Source organism: Cupriavidus sp. 05T313 (assembly GCF_056396665.1).
Window position 1 is genome coordinate 1 of the sequence record NZ_JBFTLX010000116.1, and the last position, 15007, is coordinate 15007.

At 66.5% G+C, this 15007-nt stretch carries 17 protein-coding genes; 7 read left to right on the top strand and 10 right to left on the bottom strand.

From position 1 onward, the window contains the following. The 3 genes from AC1DKD_RS23195 to AC1DKD_RS23205 all read left to right on the top strand — a co-directional run. A partial coding sequence (locus AC1DKD_RS23195; RefSeq protein WP_477143757.1) for a hypothetical protein occupies positions 1–225 on the top strand: 225 nt, incomplete at its 5' end. Between the two features lie 2 nt (positions 226–227). Beyond that, positions 228–431 (top strand): hypothetical protein, encoded by a 204-nt coding sequence (locus tag AC1DKD_RS23200; protein WP_441627798.1) that lies wholly within the window; start codon positions 228–230, stop codon positions 429–431. 511 nt (positions 432–942) lie between these two features. Beyond that, complete coding sequence (locus AC1DKD_RS23205) at positions 943–1380, top strand: universal stress protein (protein WP_441627796.1); 438 nt, start codon at positions 943–945, stop codon at positions 1378–1380. Positions 1381–1420: 40 nt separating this feature from the next. Here AC1DKD_RS23205 and AC1DKD_RS23210 read toward each other — a convergent pair whose 3' ends face one another. The 8 genes from AC1DKD_RS23210 to AC1DKD_RS23245 form a co-directional block, all read right to left on the bottom strand. Next, positions 1421–1918: an SRPBCC family protein gene (locus tag AC1DKD_RS23210; protein ID WP_477143758.1), complete on the bottom strand. Its 498-nt coding sequence runs from the start codon at positions 1916–1918 to the stop codon at positions 1421–1423. 83 nt (positions 1919–2001) lie between these two features. Beyond that, complete coding sequence (locus AC1DKD_RS23215; protein WP_441627792.1) at positions 2002–2451, bottom strand: HU family DNA-binding protein; 450 nt, start codon at positions 2449–2451, stop codon at positions 2002–2004. 348 nt (positions 2452–2799) lie between these two features. Further along, on the bottom strand, positions 2800–2970 hold the full coding sequence (locus AC1DKD_RS23220) for a hypothetical protein (RefSeq protein WP_441627790.1): 171 nt from the start codon (positions 2968–2970) through the stop codon (positions 2800–2802). 414 nt (positions 2971–3384) lie between these two features. Further along, positions 3385–3714, bottom strand: a complete 330-nt coding sequence (locus AC1DKD_RS23225; RefSeq protein ID WP_035861420.1) for a hypothetical protein — start codon at positions 3712–3714, stop codon at positions 3385–3387. 254 nt (positions 3715–3968) lie between these two features. Beyond that, positions 3969–5330, bottom strand: a complete 1362-nt coding sequence (locus tag AC1DKD_RS23230) for a GntP family permease (RefSeq protein WP_035861417.1) — start codon at positions 5328–5330, stop codon at positions 3969–3971. Positions 5331–5447: 117 nt separating this feature from the next. Further along, a complete protein-coding gene (locus tag AC1DKD_RS23235) occupies positions 5448–5840 on the bottom strand; it encodes a RidA family protein (protein WP_035861414.1) in 393 nt (130 codons plus the stop codon). 103 nt (positions 5841–5943) lie between these two features. Continuing rightward, positions 5944–7437, bottom strand: coding sequence for an N-acyl-D-amino-acid deacylase family protein (locus tag AC1DKD_RS23240; protein ID WP_441627787.1), 1494 nt, complete (start codon positions 7435–7437; stop codon positions 5944–5946). A 2-nt stretch (positions 7438–7439) separates the two neighbouring features. Then, entirely contained in the window at positions 7440–8345 is a 906-nt protein-coding gene (locus tag AC1DKD_RS23245) for a MurR/RpiR family transcriptional regulator (RefSeq protein WP_441627878.1), read from the bottom strand. 149 nt (positions 8346–8494) lie between these two features. On the opposite strand from AC1DKD_RS23245, the gene AC1DKD_RS23250 reads away from it, so the two are divergent. From AC1DKD_RS23250 to AC1DKD_RS23265, 4 genes are all read left to right on the top strand, one after another. Continuing rightward, a complete protein-coding gene (locus AC1DKD_RS23250; RefSeq protein ID WP_441627785.1) occupies positions 8495–9763 on the top strand; it encodes an amino acid deaminase in 1269 nt (422 codons plus the stop codon). A 72-nt stretch (positions 9764–9835) separates the two neighbouring features. Beyond that, a complete protein-coding gene (locus AC1DKD_RS23255; RefSeq protein WP_441627783.1) occupies positions 9836–10771 on the top strand; it encodes a sugar kinase in 936 nt (311 codons plus the stop codon). Positions 10772–10873: 102 nt separating this feature from the next. Further along, complete coding sequence (gene eda, locus AC1DKD_RS23260) at positions 10874–11518, top strand: bifunctional 4-hydroxy-2-oxoglutarate aldolase/2-dehydro-3-deoxy-phosphogluconate aldolase (RefSeq protein WP_441627781.1); 645 nt, start codon at positions 10874–10876, stop codon at positions 11516–11518. An 86-nt stretch (positions 11519–11604) separates the two neighbouring features. After that, positions 11605–13263: a phospholipase D family protein gene (locus tag AC1DKD_RS23265; protein ID WP_441627779.1), complete on the top strand. Its 1659-nt coding sequence runs from the start codon at positions 11605–11607 to the stop codon at positions 13261–13263. Between the two features lie 113 nt (positions 13264–13376). Here AC1DKD_RS23265 and AC1DKD_RS23270 read toward each other — a convergent pair whose 3' ends face one another. Together AC1DKD_RS23270 and AC1DKD_RS23275 are read right to left on the bottom strand one after the other, a co-directional pair. Next, positions 13377–13508, bottom strand: coding sequence for an entericidin A/B family lipoprotein (locus tag AC1DKD_RS23270; RefSeq protein ID WP_035861400.1), 132 nt, complete (start codon positions 13506–13508; stop codon positions 13377–13379). Positions 13509–13665: 157 nt separating this feature from the next. Further along, a complete protein-coding gene (locus tag AC1DKD_RS23275; protein WP_477143759.1) occupies positions 13666–14994 on the bottom strand; it encodes an EAL domain-containing protein in 1329 nt (442 codons plus the stop codon). Positions 14995–15007: the final 13 nt, after the last annotated feature.

The following is a 15007-nucleotide window of genomic DNA, read 5'->3' on the forward strand; positions in this document are numbered from 1 at the left end:
CGGAGGCAGCCAATGGATCGCGACACCATGGAGTACAAGGGGTTCGTCATCCATGTCTTCTGCGAGATGATCAAGGATGGCTCGTACACGGCATCGTGCGAAATCTGGGAAGACGCGGCTGTCGTGCACGATGCCAGATCGATTGGCCGGAACTCCGCCACTGCCGCGGATGCGAAGGCGGCGGCTTACGGATGGGCGAGGCAGTGGATAGACAGCAATTCTTGAGCATGAGGCGGGGCCGGTACCTCGGCGGCGTCTGGCCGGATCTCAATGACATCCGGACGCACTGGCGGACAAGGGGTGGAAGCGCGCTGGCGCGGGACAGGCACCTGAAGGCAGGCTCGAACGATTGCGAGGGCCGCGTGACGTACAAGGCAGTGGCCACGGCGCTGGCCTACGAGTACATGCCTGCCGACCAGTTGCTGGACTGATTCCGTGCCGCAACAACGCCGCCGTCGGGTTGCTTCATTCGCTATCGGGGTGCGATGGAGGTGCGGTCCAAATTACCTCCGCCTGTTCCTGGCACGGCGCGGCGACCGGTGTCGCAAGCATGGCGCATCAGGACGGTCTTCCTGCCATATCCGGCCATATCGCCTCGTGAGCTCGGCTTCACTGCGCGAAGCCATCCGCTTTTTGTACGCAAGAGATGAGCGGCCGCGCGTATGCTGAGTATGCTGGATAAAGTAGACGCTCACCTGACCAACCGGAGGGAATCATGACCGCGCCTGTTACACCCCAGGTTATGCCCAAGTGCCCGTCATGCGGCGCGCAAGGGATGGATAAGATTGCCCACCGTCATCAGCTCTCGCACAGCAATGTTCCCCTCTTCGTTGTCGTTCACTGTAATGAGTGCGGGCATGTTTATGGGGTCCTGCCACACTCGCAGGCATAGGCAGGTCCGCGCTACGCAACGCCGCTTTTCCTAGTCGCGAGGAGGCAGCCATGTTCAAGCATCTTCTGGTACCCACGGACGGATCCCCGCTCTCCGAAACCGCAGTCAGAATGGCGATGCTGGTCGCCAGGGACTTCCAGGCGAAGGTAACAGGCATTCACGTCATTCCCGAGTTTCGCGTCTTTACCCATCGCGTCGACATGCTCGAGGATGCGCAGGAGCGCTTTGCCCAAAGGGCTGAACACCATGCGGCGCAATACCTGGGCGTGATCGCGCAAGCCGCGAAGGAAGCAGGGGTGGAGTGCGAAACGGTCTGTGTAACCGGCGACCATCCTTATGAGGCGATCCTCCTGGCGGTGGAGGAGCGGGGCTGCGACCTTGTCGTCATGGCCTCGCACGGCCGATCTGGCATTCAGGGGCTGCTGATCGGCAGTGAAACCCAGAAAGTCCTGACGCATGGCACGATCCCGGTTCTTGTGTATCGTTGAGGGATCGTGCCCGGTTGACAGCGCCTGAAGCGCACCGCCTTCAGGCGGCTTGGCGGGTACCGATTCCTTCGCTCACGCTGCCCTGCGCGAGCCGCCTCCAGTTCTTCGCTGCATAGGCATGGGCTTGCCTTAATGCTGCCCACAGACCGACCAGCCTGAGTCTCTTCAGCAAGCCTCTGGCTTCGAATTCCGTCGTGCGCCGGACCCGTGTCCTGCCATCCCCGAGCGATTCAAGGGTGAAGGTGTCGATCAGCCTGCCAACCCAGGCGCGGCACCAGAYGGTACTTTCCAGCATCTGGTACTGCAGCAGCCGGTCCGGCTCCAGTTGCAGGATGCGCTGGTTGATCGTGCCGCGGTCCGTGGTGCATTGGCGCGTATTCCCGACCGCGGCGGTGCCTTCCAGGACCCGGCAGCTCACTGGCTTGGGAATTCCGAACCAGAACAGCAACGGGCGCGACGTATCCATGCGCGCATGCAGGAAGTGCGGCCAGACATGCCGCGGCTCGCATTCGAAAATCCACTCGGATTTGATCTCCATAACCTGTGCCCGATTGCGGATAGTGGTTGGAGGAAACAAAAGGGAGCCGCGCGGGCTCCCCTCGTTCAACAGGCCGGCACGGCTTACAGTGCGGCGTCTTTCAGCTTCTTCATCGGGCGTACCTTGACCTTGACGGTTGCCGGCTTGGCGGCGAACCACTGGTCTTCGCCGGTGAAGGGGTTCTTGCCGAAGCGCTTCTTGGTGGCGGGAACCTGGGTGGCGACGACCTTGAGCAGGCCCGGCAGGGTGAACTCGCCGGCGCCCTTCTTGTGGACAGCGCTGAGCACCGTGTTTTCGAGATGGGCCAGCACGGTCTTGACTGTCTTGGCATCCAGTTCGGTCTGGGCGACGAGGTGGGCGACAAGGCTGGATTTGTTGAAGGTGTCCTTCAGGGGTTTCACCGCCGGTGCGGCTGCTGCGACCTTCCTGGCCGGCGCGGCCTTCTTTGCCGGTGCTGCTTTCTTTGCCGGCGCTGCCTTCTTGGCGGCAGGCTTGGCGGTGGTCTTTACGACAGCATTTGCTTTGGTAGCCATGGGTCTTGAATCTTGTGTTCGTTGAATTGCCGCCTGCTGCCGACGGCAGCAGGCGCGCGGCGAGCATAGCACTCCGCGCGGCGCATGCCAAACGCGCGCCATCGGCGCGATTCAGGCTGACACGGCCGTCGATGGCCGCGCGGATCATGGCTTGCAGGCGCTCCGGTCCGCGGATGTGGTGAATAAGGCTATTAAAATGCGAACGATCCGACGCGGATCGCGGTGGTCAGGCGGAGCGGCTCCGCATGCCAACCACGGCGGCAGGTCATGCAACCGTTGGCAGTTGCTGGTCCGCTTTGGCGCCGAGGCCGAAGCGGCGACCGCGATTCTGCGCAAGCACTGCCGAGCCTACGACGGATCTTTGGTACGCGTACGCGAAACGGCTCCCATGATGCCCAGGCCGAGGGCGATGATACACACGATGCCCACATAGACCTGTGCCACACCAGCGGTAACGAGACCCCACGCTATGCCGCCGACGAGCAGCAGCAGTCCTACCAGGTAGAGCGCGAACGACATGAGGCAGCTCCTTGCAAAGCGCCGCGAACCGTCGCGGCATAGGAGCAATTTAGTCGGCGGGTCCGCTGTCGGCTATCGGAGGATCGCGGAGATTGACGTAGGCCGGTTCTGACTTGTCCAGTGTGGCAAGTCCAGTGGCGCCTGGTGCAAGGCAATGGTTTCGGGGCGCGTGCGTCTTGGTGTCGCGCACCCCGTAGCCCTTGAGGAGGACGATTTCGCCATCCTGGATTACGGCGTGCGCGAGACCTGGGGCTTTGCTGTCCTGCATCGACACTGCGATGAGCCGGCGGCACGCTTCGCATCGGAAGGGAGCGAAGGCGCGCATGCCGGGCAATGCGCGATCCGGTTACGCGCCTGGCAACCACGCGCGGCGGCGCGCCATGTGCACGCCATTGGCGCGGCAGGAAAGACGCCTTACTTGGCGGGCGCTTCCGCCGCGCGCTTGTCGGCGTCGCGCAGCCGCTTGACGGCTTTGCCCAGCAGGCCGCCTTCGCTATCGGATACCGCGGCTTCCAGCGTTGCCAGCGCTGCCTTGATCTGCGCGCCGTGGGCGGCGGAGAAGGCCTGGTCTTCAATCAGGGCGTCGGCCTCCTTGCGGGCGCGCTTGCCCAGCTTGCGGGCGAACTCGGGGTCGAGCTGGCCCTGGGCGGTGGCGTTGGCGATATGGTCGAGCAGGGCGATCAGGCCTGGCGCCGTAGTGGTGGCCGGCACGGCTTCCTCGGTCTTCCTGAGCTTTTTGGGCATAGTTCTTTTCCTCCGGTTGGGGCTCGATTCTATCGCTGGGGCAGAAGCGGGGCCTGCTTCCAAATATGAAAGATTCATGACAGCCGCGAGCAGGGCAGCCTCGCCACCCAGCGATTTGCTGCGGTGCACACCATAGCACATCGCGGCACGGAATCCCCGGGCCGGCACCACTGGCACCGGGGCACGGGGCATGAAAAAAGGGGAGGGGCACTGCGTGCGCCTCCCCTTTTCTGTGGCTGCCGCCCCGCGGATGGTCAGACCACCGTGGCCAGCGCCAGGGTCAGCAGCAGCGCGATCACCGAGATCAGGGTTTCGCAGACCGACCAGGTCTTGAAGGTCTGGGCCACGGTCATGTTGAAATACTCCTTGACCAGCCAGAAGCCGCCGTCGTTCACGTGCGAGAGGATCAGCGATCCGGCGCCCGTGGTCAGCACCAGCAGTTCGGGCCGGGTGCCCGGCACGCTGGCGGCGATCGGCGCGACGATGCCGGCTGCGGTGGTCATGGCTACCGTGGCGGATCCGGTGGCGATTCGGATCAGCACCGCGACCAGCCAGCCGAGCAGCAGCACCGACACATGCGCGCCGGTGGCCACGTCGACGATGGCGTTGGAGATGCCCGAATCGCGCAGCACGCGGCCAAAGCCGCCGCCGGCGCCGACCACCAGCGTGATGATGGCGGTGGGCGCCACGCACTCGTTGGTGAACTTCAGGATGTTTTCCCGGTTGAAGCCGCGGGCCTTGCCGAAGGTGTAGAAGCTCACCAGCGCGGCGATCAGCAGGGCGATCACCGAATTGCCGATCAGCTTGAGGAAATCATTGAAAAAGGTCTTGGGCGTGCTGATGACATCCGCCCAGCTGCCGATCAGCATCAGGAACACGGGCAGCAGGATGGTAAACAGCGTGATGCCGAAGCCGGGCAACTGGTGCGATGCCTTGACGCTCTCGTCTTCCTCGGTGAACTGTTCGGCCAGCGGATTGATATCCGGCAGCTTGACGTAGCGGTCCATCAGCTTGGCGAACAGCGGGCCGGCGATGGCGGCGGTGGGGATGCCGACGATCAGCGCGTACATGATGGTCTTGCCGATGTCCGCCTTGTAGGCGGTCACCGCCAGCAGCGCGGCAGGGTGCGGCGGGATCAGCCCGTGCACCACCGACAGGCCTGCCACCATCGGGATGCCCACCAGCACCATGGAGGTCCCGGTGCGCTTGGCCACGTTGAAGGCGATCGGCACCAGCAGCACGAAGCCCACCTCGAAGAACACCGGCAAGCCGACGATAAAGGCGATGGTGACCATGGCCCAGTGCACGTTCTTCTCGCCGAAGGCATCGATCAGCGTGCGCGCGATGCGTTCGGCGCCGCCGGATTCGGCCATCATCTTGCCGAGCATGGTGCCCAGGCCCACGACCAGCGCGATGTGGCCCAGGGTGCCGCCCACGCCGGCCTCGAACGATTTGACGATGTCGCCCATCGGCATGCCCACGGCAAAGCCGAGCAGCACCGACACGACAACCAGTGTGATGAAGGGGTTGAGCTTGAACTTCGCGATCAGCACGACCAGTGCGATCACGGCGATCAGCGCGTAAAGCAAGAGTGTGGTTCCGGTTACGGCGCCCATATTGTCTCCTTTGTGCGGGGTCCGCCGGTGGCCCGGCGGGGCTCCCCCGCGTCCGCTATGAAAAGGGCCGCGCTGGCGGCGGCCGGTTCAGGTTGTTCGTGGCAGGCTGGCCTGGGTTCAGGCCGCCGGCTTCTTGTAGGCGATGCAGTCCACTTCCACCTTGCAGTCGACCACCATGCTCGACTGCACGCAGGCGCGCGCCGGCGGGTTGGCGCCGAAGTATTCCTTGAAGATCTTGTTGAAGGAGGCGAAGTCGCGCGCGTCGTCCAGCCAGACGCCGCAACGCACGATGTGCTCGGTGCCGTAGCCGGCTTCGGCCAGGATGGCCAGTACGTTCTTGATGGCCTGGTGGGTCTGGGGCACGATGCCGCCGTCGATCACCTCGCCGGCCACCATCGGCACCTGGCCGGACACGTAGAGCCAGCCGTCGGCTTGCACGGCACGGGCAAAGGGCATGTGCTGGCCACCGGTGCCGGCGCCGCCTTCGACGCCAAATCGCTTGATATCCATGGGGAACTCCTGAAGCAAATTGCAGATTGGGTTTATTGCTGGCCGCGCGGCACGGGGCGCGCGGCCGGGATTCACCACGCGGATTGCCGGCCGCGCGGCCTCGTTACTGTGGCGTTGCGGCGTTCGCCCCTGCGGGCTTGCCGCGTGCAAGGAAGCGGCCCGCGCGCGTGCCGGTGGGCCGGCGCTGTTGCCACGACAACTCGCCGTTGACCCACACCGCGGCGATGCCCTCGGCCGGTTGCATGGGGTCGGTGAAGCTGGCCGCATCGCGAATCGTGGCGGCGTCGAACAGGACCAGGTCCGCCCAGTAGCCTTCGCGCACGAAGCCGCGTTCAGTCAGGCCGAAGCGTTCGGCCGACAGCCCCGTCATCTTGTGGATCGCTACCGTCAGCGGGAACAGCTCGCGATCGCGCGCGTAATGGCCAAGCACACGCGGAAAAGCGCCCCACAGGCGCGGGTGGGGCAGGGGGTCGTTGGGCAAGCCATCGGAACCCACCACGGTGGCGGGGTGGCTCAGGATGCGGTCCACGTCCGCGTCTTCCATGCAGTGATAGACCGCGCCGGCCGGCTGCAGGCGGCGCGCGGCGTCTTCCAGGCCGAGCTCCCACTCGGCGGCGATGTCGGCCAGCAGCCGGCCGCCCATGTCCGGGTGCGGTTCGGACCAGGTCACCATGATGTCGAAATCGCTGGTGACCTGCTTGAGGTCGAGCGTGGAGGAACTGGCGGTGTAGGGATAGCAATCGCATCCCACCGGCTGCCAGCGCTGGGCCCGCTCCAGCGTGTCCAGCACCTCGGCGCTGCGGCCCCAGTTGTCGACGCCGGCGCATTTCAGGTGCGAGATCACCACGGGCACGCGCGCGTGCCGGCCGATGCGGAAGGCTTCGTCCATCGCTTCCAGGATCTCGGCGAACTCGCTGCGCAGGTGGGTGGCATAGAGCGCGCCGGCGCGGGCCAGCGGTTCGGCCAGCGCCAGCACTTCGTCGGTGGTGGCGGAGAACGCATTGGCGTAGGCCAGCCCGGTGGACAGGCCAAGCGCGCCATGGTCGAGCGCTTCCTCAAGCTGCGCGCGCATGGCGGCGATCTCGGCCGCGGTGGCGGTGCGGTCCAGCCGGTCCATATGGTTGCTGCGCAGCGCGGTATGGCCGACCAGGGCCGCCACGTTGACGGCCGGCTGCGCCGCCTGCACGGCTTGCGCGTAGGCGGCGAAATCGGGATAGCGGAAGGCATCGGCGGTGCCCAGCAGGTTCATCGGATCGGGCGGTTCGCCGCGCAGCGCGACGGGCGCCGCGCTGATGCCGCAATTGCCGACGATCACGGTGGTGACGCCCTGCGACAGCTTGGGCGTCATCTCGGGCTGGCGTATCACATTGGTGTCGTCGTGCGTGTGCACGTCGATAAAGCCAGGGGCCAGCACCAGCCCTTCGCCTTGCACCACATGCGCGGCGCTGCCGGGATCGATGCCGTCGGCACCGTCCTCGAGCATGGCGATGCGGGCGATGCGCCCGGCGCGCAGCGCCACGTCGGCCAGGCGCGCTTCGGCGCCGGAGCCGTCGAGCAGGGTCGCGCCGCGGATCAGGGTGTCAAACAGTTCAGGCATGGTCAGTCTCCGAGCGGCTGGCGGCTTTCCGGGGCATCCGGTCCGGCAGTGTTGCCGCGGTGCGCGTCGAGCACGTACTTGAGCCGCCGCAATTGCTCCTGGCTCTGGTCCTGCTGGAGCAGGGCGAGCTGGGTAGCCAGCACGTCCATCACCAGCAGCATCGCGTAGCGCGAGGCCGAGGGCTTGAAAATAAAATCGGTTTCCAGCGTGCGCACCGGCAACAGCACGTCGGCGCGTGCCGCCAGCGGCGAGCCCAGCGCGGTCACCGCGACCAGCTTCGCGCCGTATTCGCGGGCAATATCGCAACTGGCCAGCATCTCGGGCACATTGCCCGTGGCGGAGAAGGCAAGCACGACATCGTCCTTTTGCAAGGTGGCCGCCACCATCTTCTGCAGCAGCGCGTCCTGGTAGCTGGCCACGGGACGGCCCAGGCGGGCCAGGCGGTAACGCGCCTCGTCGGCCATGAAGGACGAGCCGCCACCCATGCCAAAAGCGTAGACCATGCGTGCCTCCAGCAACAGGCGCGCCGCACGCTCCATATGGTCGGGGTCGATCAGCTTGCGGTTGACCTCAAGTGAGTCCAGGATATCCGCATGAATGCTGTCGGCCAGCGTGGCCGGGGACGGCTCCGCCGCGCGGGCGACTTCCGCCTGCAGGAAACGCTGGCCCACCGCGGTGGCTTGCGCCAGGCGCAGCTTCAGGTCGCGCACGTCGCGGCAGCCGATGGCCTTGGCGAAACGGGTCACGCTGGCCTCGCTCACCCCGGCCTGGCGCGCCAGTTCGTTGATGCTGGTGGCCGCCGCGCCAGCCAGGTCCTGCAGGATCACTTGCGCGACCTTCTGCTCGGCCAGGCGCAGCGTGGGGCCACGCTCGGCAATGCGGGTCAGGATGTCGAAGGGCGCGGACATGGTTGGCAGGTCGGTGGTGGAGGCAAGCGGGTCCATCGGGCCGATGTTGCCCCGGAGCCAGCTTTGAATGTTACTTTATAACAAGGGTGAAATATCGTAATTTCAAGGCTATCATTACGTCAATCGGAATTTTTCAGGATGATGGCAACATGCGTGAAATAAAGTACCAAGCCGGCACGATCGATCCGCTCAACAAGGCGCTGGGCAAGCTCGAGGCGCCGCTGGCGCCCGATGACGCTGGCCAGGTAGGCTGGAAATTGCTGGCCGAAGACCTGAGCCTGCCGGCGGCGGTGCTGTATGAAGAGCGCCTGGTGCATAACCTGGAGTGGATGCGCCGCTTCATGGGCGAGTACGGTGTGCAGCTGGCGCCGCATGGCAAGACCACCATGGCGCCCAAGCTGTTCGCGCGCCAGCTTGCCGCCGGCGCCTGGGGCATCACCCTGGCCACCGCGCACCAGACCGCCGCCGCGTATGCGCACGGCGTGCGGCGCGTGATGATGGCCAACCAGCTGGTTGGCCGCCGCAATATGGAAATCGTGGCCGACCTGCTGCGCGATCCGGATTTCGAGTTCTTCACGCTGGTGGATTCGCCTGAACTGGTGGACCAACTCGGCGCCTATTTCAGTGGCCGCGGGCAGCAGCTACAGGTCTTGCTGGAGCTGGGCGTGACAGGCGGCCGTACCGGCGTGCGCGACGCGCGGCAGCAGGAGGCGGTGCTGGCGGCGCTGGCGCGCTGGCCCGGCGTGCTGTCGCTGGCCGGCGTGGAAATCTACGAAGGGGTGCTGAAGGAAGAGGCCGACATCCGCGCGTTCCTGCAACGCACCGTCGCGGTGACGCGCGAACTGGCCGCGGCGAGGCGCTTCGGCCGCAACCCGGTGGTGATGTCCGGCGCGGGCTCGGCCTGGTACGACGTAGTGGCGGAGGAGTTCGCCCGCACCGACATCGGCACGCCGATCGACATCGTGCTGCGCCCCGGCTGTTACCTCACGCACGACGTCGGCATCTACCGCGCCGCGCAGCAACGCATCCTGGCCAGCAACCCGGTCGCGCAGAAGATGCGCGAAGGCCTGCTCCCGGCGTTGCAACTGTGGGCCTATGTGCAGTCGATTCCCGAGCCTGACCGCGCCATCATCGGCATGGGCAAGCGCGACGCCGCCTTCGACGCCGGCATGCCGCTGCCCGCCCAGGTGTACCGCCCCGGCACGGAGGCCCCGGTGCCGGTGCCCGTGCACTGGGAAGTCACCGGCATGATGGACCAGCACGCATACCTGCAGATCCGGCCGGGCGACGATCTCAAGGTCGGCGACATGGTTGCCTTTGATATTTCGCATCCATGCCTTACCTTCGACAAATGGCGCCATATCCCGGTGCTCGACGGCGACCTGCGCGTGATCGACCTCGTGCAGACGTTTTTCTGAAACGGCATCGCAGGCAGCAGTGACGAGCAGCAACGAACAGCAACGACAGCAACGACAGGGGACGCTTGCACCATGAGCATCGACATTCTCGCTTTCGGCGAAGCACTGGTTGAATTCAACCAGCAGCCCGACGATCCCACGCGCTACCTGCAAGGGTTTGGCGGCGACACTTCCAACTTCTGCATCGCGGCCGCGCGGCAGGGCGCGCATGCCGGCTATATCAGCGCGGTGGGCGAGGACACCTTCGGCGAACGGCTGCTGGCGCTATGGACGCAGGAGCGGGTCGATACGCGCCACGTGCGCGTCGATGCCGGTGCGCCGACCGGCGTGTACTTCGTCACGCACGACGCGCACGGTCACCGCTTCGACTACCTGCGCAGCGGCTCCGCGGCCAGCCACTACAGCCACGAGAACCTGCCGCACCACGCCATCGCCGAGGCGCGCTACCTGCATGTTTCCGGCATCAGCCTGGCGATCAGCACCAACGCCTGCGACGCCGGCCTGGCGGCAATGGAGCACGCGCGCAAGGCGGGTTGCAAGGTCACGCTCGACACCAACCTGCGCCTGCGGCTCTGGACGCTCGCACGCGCACGCGGCATCATGCGCGAGGCCTTTGCGCTGACCGACGTATGCCTGCCAAGCTGGGACGACATCACGGTGCTGACTGGTCTCAACGACCGCGACGCCATCGTAGACTACCTGCTGGGCTGCGGCATCGGGCTGGTGGCGCTGAAGCTGGGCGAGGAGGGTGCCTATGTGGCGACCCCCGACGCCCGCTCGCTGGTGCCGCCGTACCCGGTGCGCCCGCTCGATGCCACCGGCGCCGGCGACTGCTTCGGCGGCAGTTTCGTCGCTCGCCTGGCCGCTGGCGACGATCCCTTCGAGGCCGCGCGCTATGCCAACGTCGCGGCCGCGCTGTCCACCACCGGCTACGGCGCCGTGGCGCCGATCCCGTTTATCGAAACCGTGCTGGCGCGAATGGCCCAGTCGGTTTCCGTGATTGCCTGATACCGCCTGGCGCCCGGCGCCGCCCAACGGGCGGCCGGGCAGGCCGGCTTGCAACCCCAAGCGCCAAGTCCCATCGTCCGACCTTACCGAACACCCACTGCCATGCAAACTCAATCTCCCTCGCTGATCGAACGCCTTGTTAACGTGCCGGTGATCCCGGTGCTCGAGTTTTCCTCCGTCGACGAAGCCCTGCATGTGTCCGAAGCCCTGGTCGGCGGCGGCCTGCCGGTGCTGGAGATCACGCTGCGCACGCCCGTGGCGCTGGACGCCATCAAGGCCGTGGCGGCTGCGTTTCCGCAGGCCTGCGTGGGCGCGGGGACGGTGCTGACAGCGGCGGACCTCAAGGCCGTAGGCGATGCCGGCGCGCAATTCGCGGTCTCGCCCGGGCTCACGCCGGCACTGGCCGTGGCTGCGCAGGGCGCCGGCGTGGCGCTGCTGCCTGGCGTGGCCACCGCCAGCGAAGCGATGGCGGCCATGGAGGCCGGCTTCAAGTTCCTGAAGTTCTTCCCGGCGGAAGCGTCGGGCGGGGTGCCGATGCTCAAGTCGCTCTACGGACCTTTCGCGCAGTTGCGCTTCTGCCCCACCGGCGGCATCGATCTCGCGCGTGCGCCAAGCTATCTCGCTCTGCCCAATGTGGTGTGCGTGGGCGGCTCTTGGGTGGTACCCAAGGACGCCGTGGCCAAGGGCGACTGGGCGCGGGTGCGTACGCTGGCGCAGGAGGCTGCCGCGCTGCGCAAGAGCGCCTGACGCCTGCCTGGGGCGTCGGACAAAGGCGGATAGCACGCCGCCTCGCCAGGTTCTAAGCTTGCCTTATCCGGACTGCTGGAGGCAGCATGTTTGCGCGATTGGCGGGAAAGGCGGCGGGTAGCGCGGCAAGCTCCGCGGGAAGCGGGGCCCGCCGGCTGCGCCGCGCGCTGGTTTGCGCGCTGGTCCTGTTCGCCGAGTCCTGCGCCAGCCTGCCACCGTCAGTTCCACGCGAGCAAACCGCCGCCCTGTCCGACCCTGCCACCACCGCCCTGGGGCGGTTGGTCGCGGAAAGCTCGCCCGACCCGGCCCTGTCCGGCTTCCACGTGATCGCTTCCGGCGAGGAAGCCTACGGCACCCTGATTTCGCTGGCGCAACATGCCACGCGCACGCTGGATCTCCAGTACTACATCATCGAGGCCGACGAATCCTCCCGCGAAATCCTGCACCAGGTGCGGGCCGCCGCCGAGCGGGGCGTGCGTGTGCGTGTTCTGGTCGATGACCTGCACAGCGATGGCGAGGACCGGGCCTTTCTGCGCTTCGCGGGACATCGCAATATCGAAGTGCGCATGTTCAACCCGTTCCCGGCGGGGCGCTTTTCCAAGTTCACGCGGATGCTCTCTTCCGCCACCGACGTCCGGCGCCTGAACCGGCGCATGCACAACAAGGCGTTTATCGCCGACAACGCACTGGCCATGACCGGCGGGCGCAACATAGGCAACGCCTATTTCGTGAGGGCGCCGGATACCAATTTCGTCGATCTCGACGTGATCGCGGCCGGGCCCGCCGTGCGCCGGCTCTCCGCTGCCTTTGACCAATACTGGAACAACCCGCTGGCGGTATCGGTGGAAACACTCGCGACCCCGGCCGAGACGGCGGACGCGGCCGCCAGCGCCGGTGGCGCCAGCGCGGCACGGCCCGAGCGGACCCTGGTCGACGCGGAAACCGAGCGCAAGCGCATCGAGGCACAGGGTATGACGCCGCCCGGCACAATCGACGCACGCGCCAGCTTCCTTGGGCGCCAGTTCGCGGGTGGTGGCAAGCTGGCGCTCGAATGGGCATCCGCCAGCGTGATGGTGGATGCGCCGAGCAAGGTGTCGCCGGACCAGGCGCCCGCCGCCCGCGAGACCATGGGTGAAGAACTGGGCCGCATGCTCAGCGGGGCGAACCGGGAGATCATCCTGATCTCGCCATACTTCATCCCTGGCGACCGCGGGGTGGCGTGGATGGCGGATCTGGTCAAGCGCGGCGTGAAAGTGCGCGTGCTGACCAACTCTCTGGCCGCCACCGATGCGCCCATCGTCCACGTCGGCTACCGGCGCTACCGGCCCGACCTGCTGCGCGCGGGCGTGGAACTGCATGAGCTGAAGTCGCGACCCGGCCGGCCGCAGAAAATCATCGGGGATTACACGTCGTCGCAGGCCAGCCTGCATGTGAAGGCCGCGGTCGCGGACCGTACCAACCTGTTCGTGGGTTCGATGAACTTCGATCCCCGCTCGGCCAGCCAGAACACCGAGACTGGCCTGATCATCCACAGCCCGAAGCTGGCGCAGCAAGTCGCACAGCTATTTGCCGGGGCGATCGATGACAACAGCTACCTGCTGCGCTTGTCCGGACAGGGCGCGGTGCAATGGGTGGATGGCAAGGGAGACAAGGCAGTGGTGTTGGATACCGAGCCGGATACCAGCTGGTCGAAGCGCACCTGGATCGACGTGCTCGCGCCATTCACGCCGGAGGAGCTGCTGTAACACCCCCGGCGCGCTGGCCGGGGATGACGAGCGAGGCGGCGGGTGGAGGCGGGCGGGTCGCGCCATGCCAGGCCCACGCCGCCAGGCACCGGAGCCGGTGCCGGCGACACATCCTATTTGCTGCGATCCGCCGCGCCTTCGAGCTTCTGGCCGCCCTTCTGAATATCCTGGCCGAGCCCGGCCATGGTGTTGCAGCCAGCCAGCAGGGTGGCAAACAGAATGCAGAAGATCCATCCTTTTTTCACGCCAGACTCCTTTCGATCATTGAATTCGCCGCAATTCTACCGTTGTCGCGGGGCACTATGAAGCGCGACTCCCGCCATTTTGTAACCGTTCGTGCCCGGCGAAACGTGCAACAGGACGCCGCATTCCGGGGACGAGGCGGCAGCAGGGGCGGCCTGGCTACGCCAGCAGCTCGCGCGCACGGGCGCAAATGGCCGCATGTGTCTGGGCCAGCCACTGGGCCGGGAAGGGCTGGGCCAGCAGGTAGCCTTGCACGGCACTGCAGCCCCAGTTGCGCACCTCGGCCAGTTGGTGCCGCGTTTCGATGCCCTTGGCGCAGACTGGCAACGCAAGGCGCTGTGCCTGCTCGCAGGCGGATTGCAGCCGGGCGGCGCCGGCGCTCTCCTGGTTTGGCTGCGCGGTCGTGCCGATGCAGCGCGCATCGAAGGTCAGCAGATCCGGGCGCAGGCGCTCCAGGGTCGCGCTGCCGCCAGGTGCGTCGGCAAAGTCGCTCAAGGCAAAGCGCACGCCGGCGCGCCGCAGCGTGGCCAGCTTCGCGGCAGCCACGCGGTCGGTGGCGAGCAACGCACCGGGGGGGATCTCCAGGCAAATCCTGGCCGGGTCCAGATGCCGGCGTTCCAGCGTGCGCAGCAGGGTATCGATCATGGGGGTACCGTGCATCTGCGCGCTGGACACCAGCAAGGAGAGTTCCACCGGTTCGCCGATGCCCGGGCAGTTCAGCAGGGGCAGGGCGTTTTCCATCAGCCACCGCGCGACGTCGCCCATCATGCCGAGCGATTCCAGCGCAGGCAGGAAGTCCTGTGGCGCAACACGCCCGAACTCGGGGCTCTGCCACCGCAGCCTGGCTGTATAGCCTGTCACGCAGCCCGTGGACAACGATGCCCGTGCCTGCAGGTTCAGAGCAAGCTGGCTTCGCGCCAGCGCGTGCGGGAGGGCAGCCAGCAGCGGCGTGGAAAGCGGCCGGGACGTTGTGGCAGCGTTGGCGGCAACGCCGTCACCGCCGCGCTTGCGCACACGCAGCATCGCGTCATACGCTTCGCRCAGGCTGCGCTCGGCCGGCTTGTCGGGTTCGTCAAGCGCCACGCCGACGCTGCTGGCCAGGAACAATTCGAACCCATCCTGCAGGAAGGGGCGTGCGAGGCCGGCGGCCACGCCGCGTGCCAGGCGCAGCGCGGCTTCCATGTAATCGGTCGCCGCCAGGGGTAGCGGCACAGCCGCGCCGATGTCGGCTTGCCCCAGCCACGTCATCTCCGCCGGGGGCGCCAGCGCGGCTACACGCGCCACTGCCTGCGCGCGCAACCGTCCGGCCAGATGCGCGCCGAGCATTTCGCTGGCGTGGGTAAAGCGGTCCAGGTGGATAACAAGGACCGCGAATCGTTGCGTGGCGGGCGATAGTTGCCGGCGCGCTGCCAGAGCGCAAGCGAAATCGCTTGTTTCCCGTGGGTCCACCTCCGCCGAGCGGACATCGTCGTCTGCGTCAGGATGCATGGGGGGTCCCTGT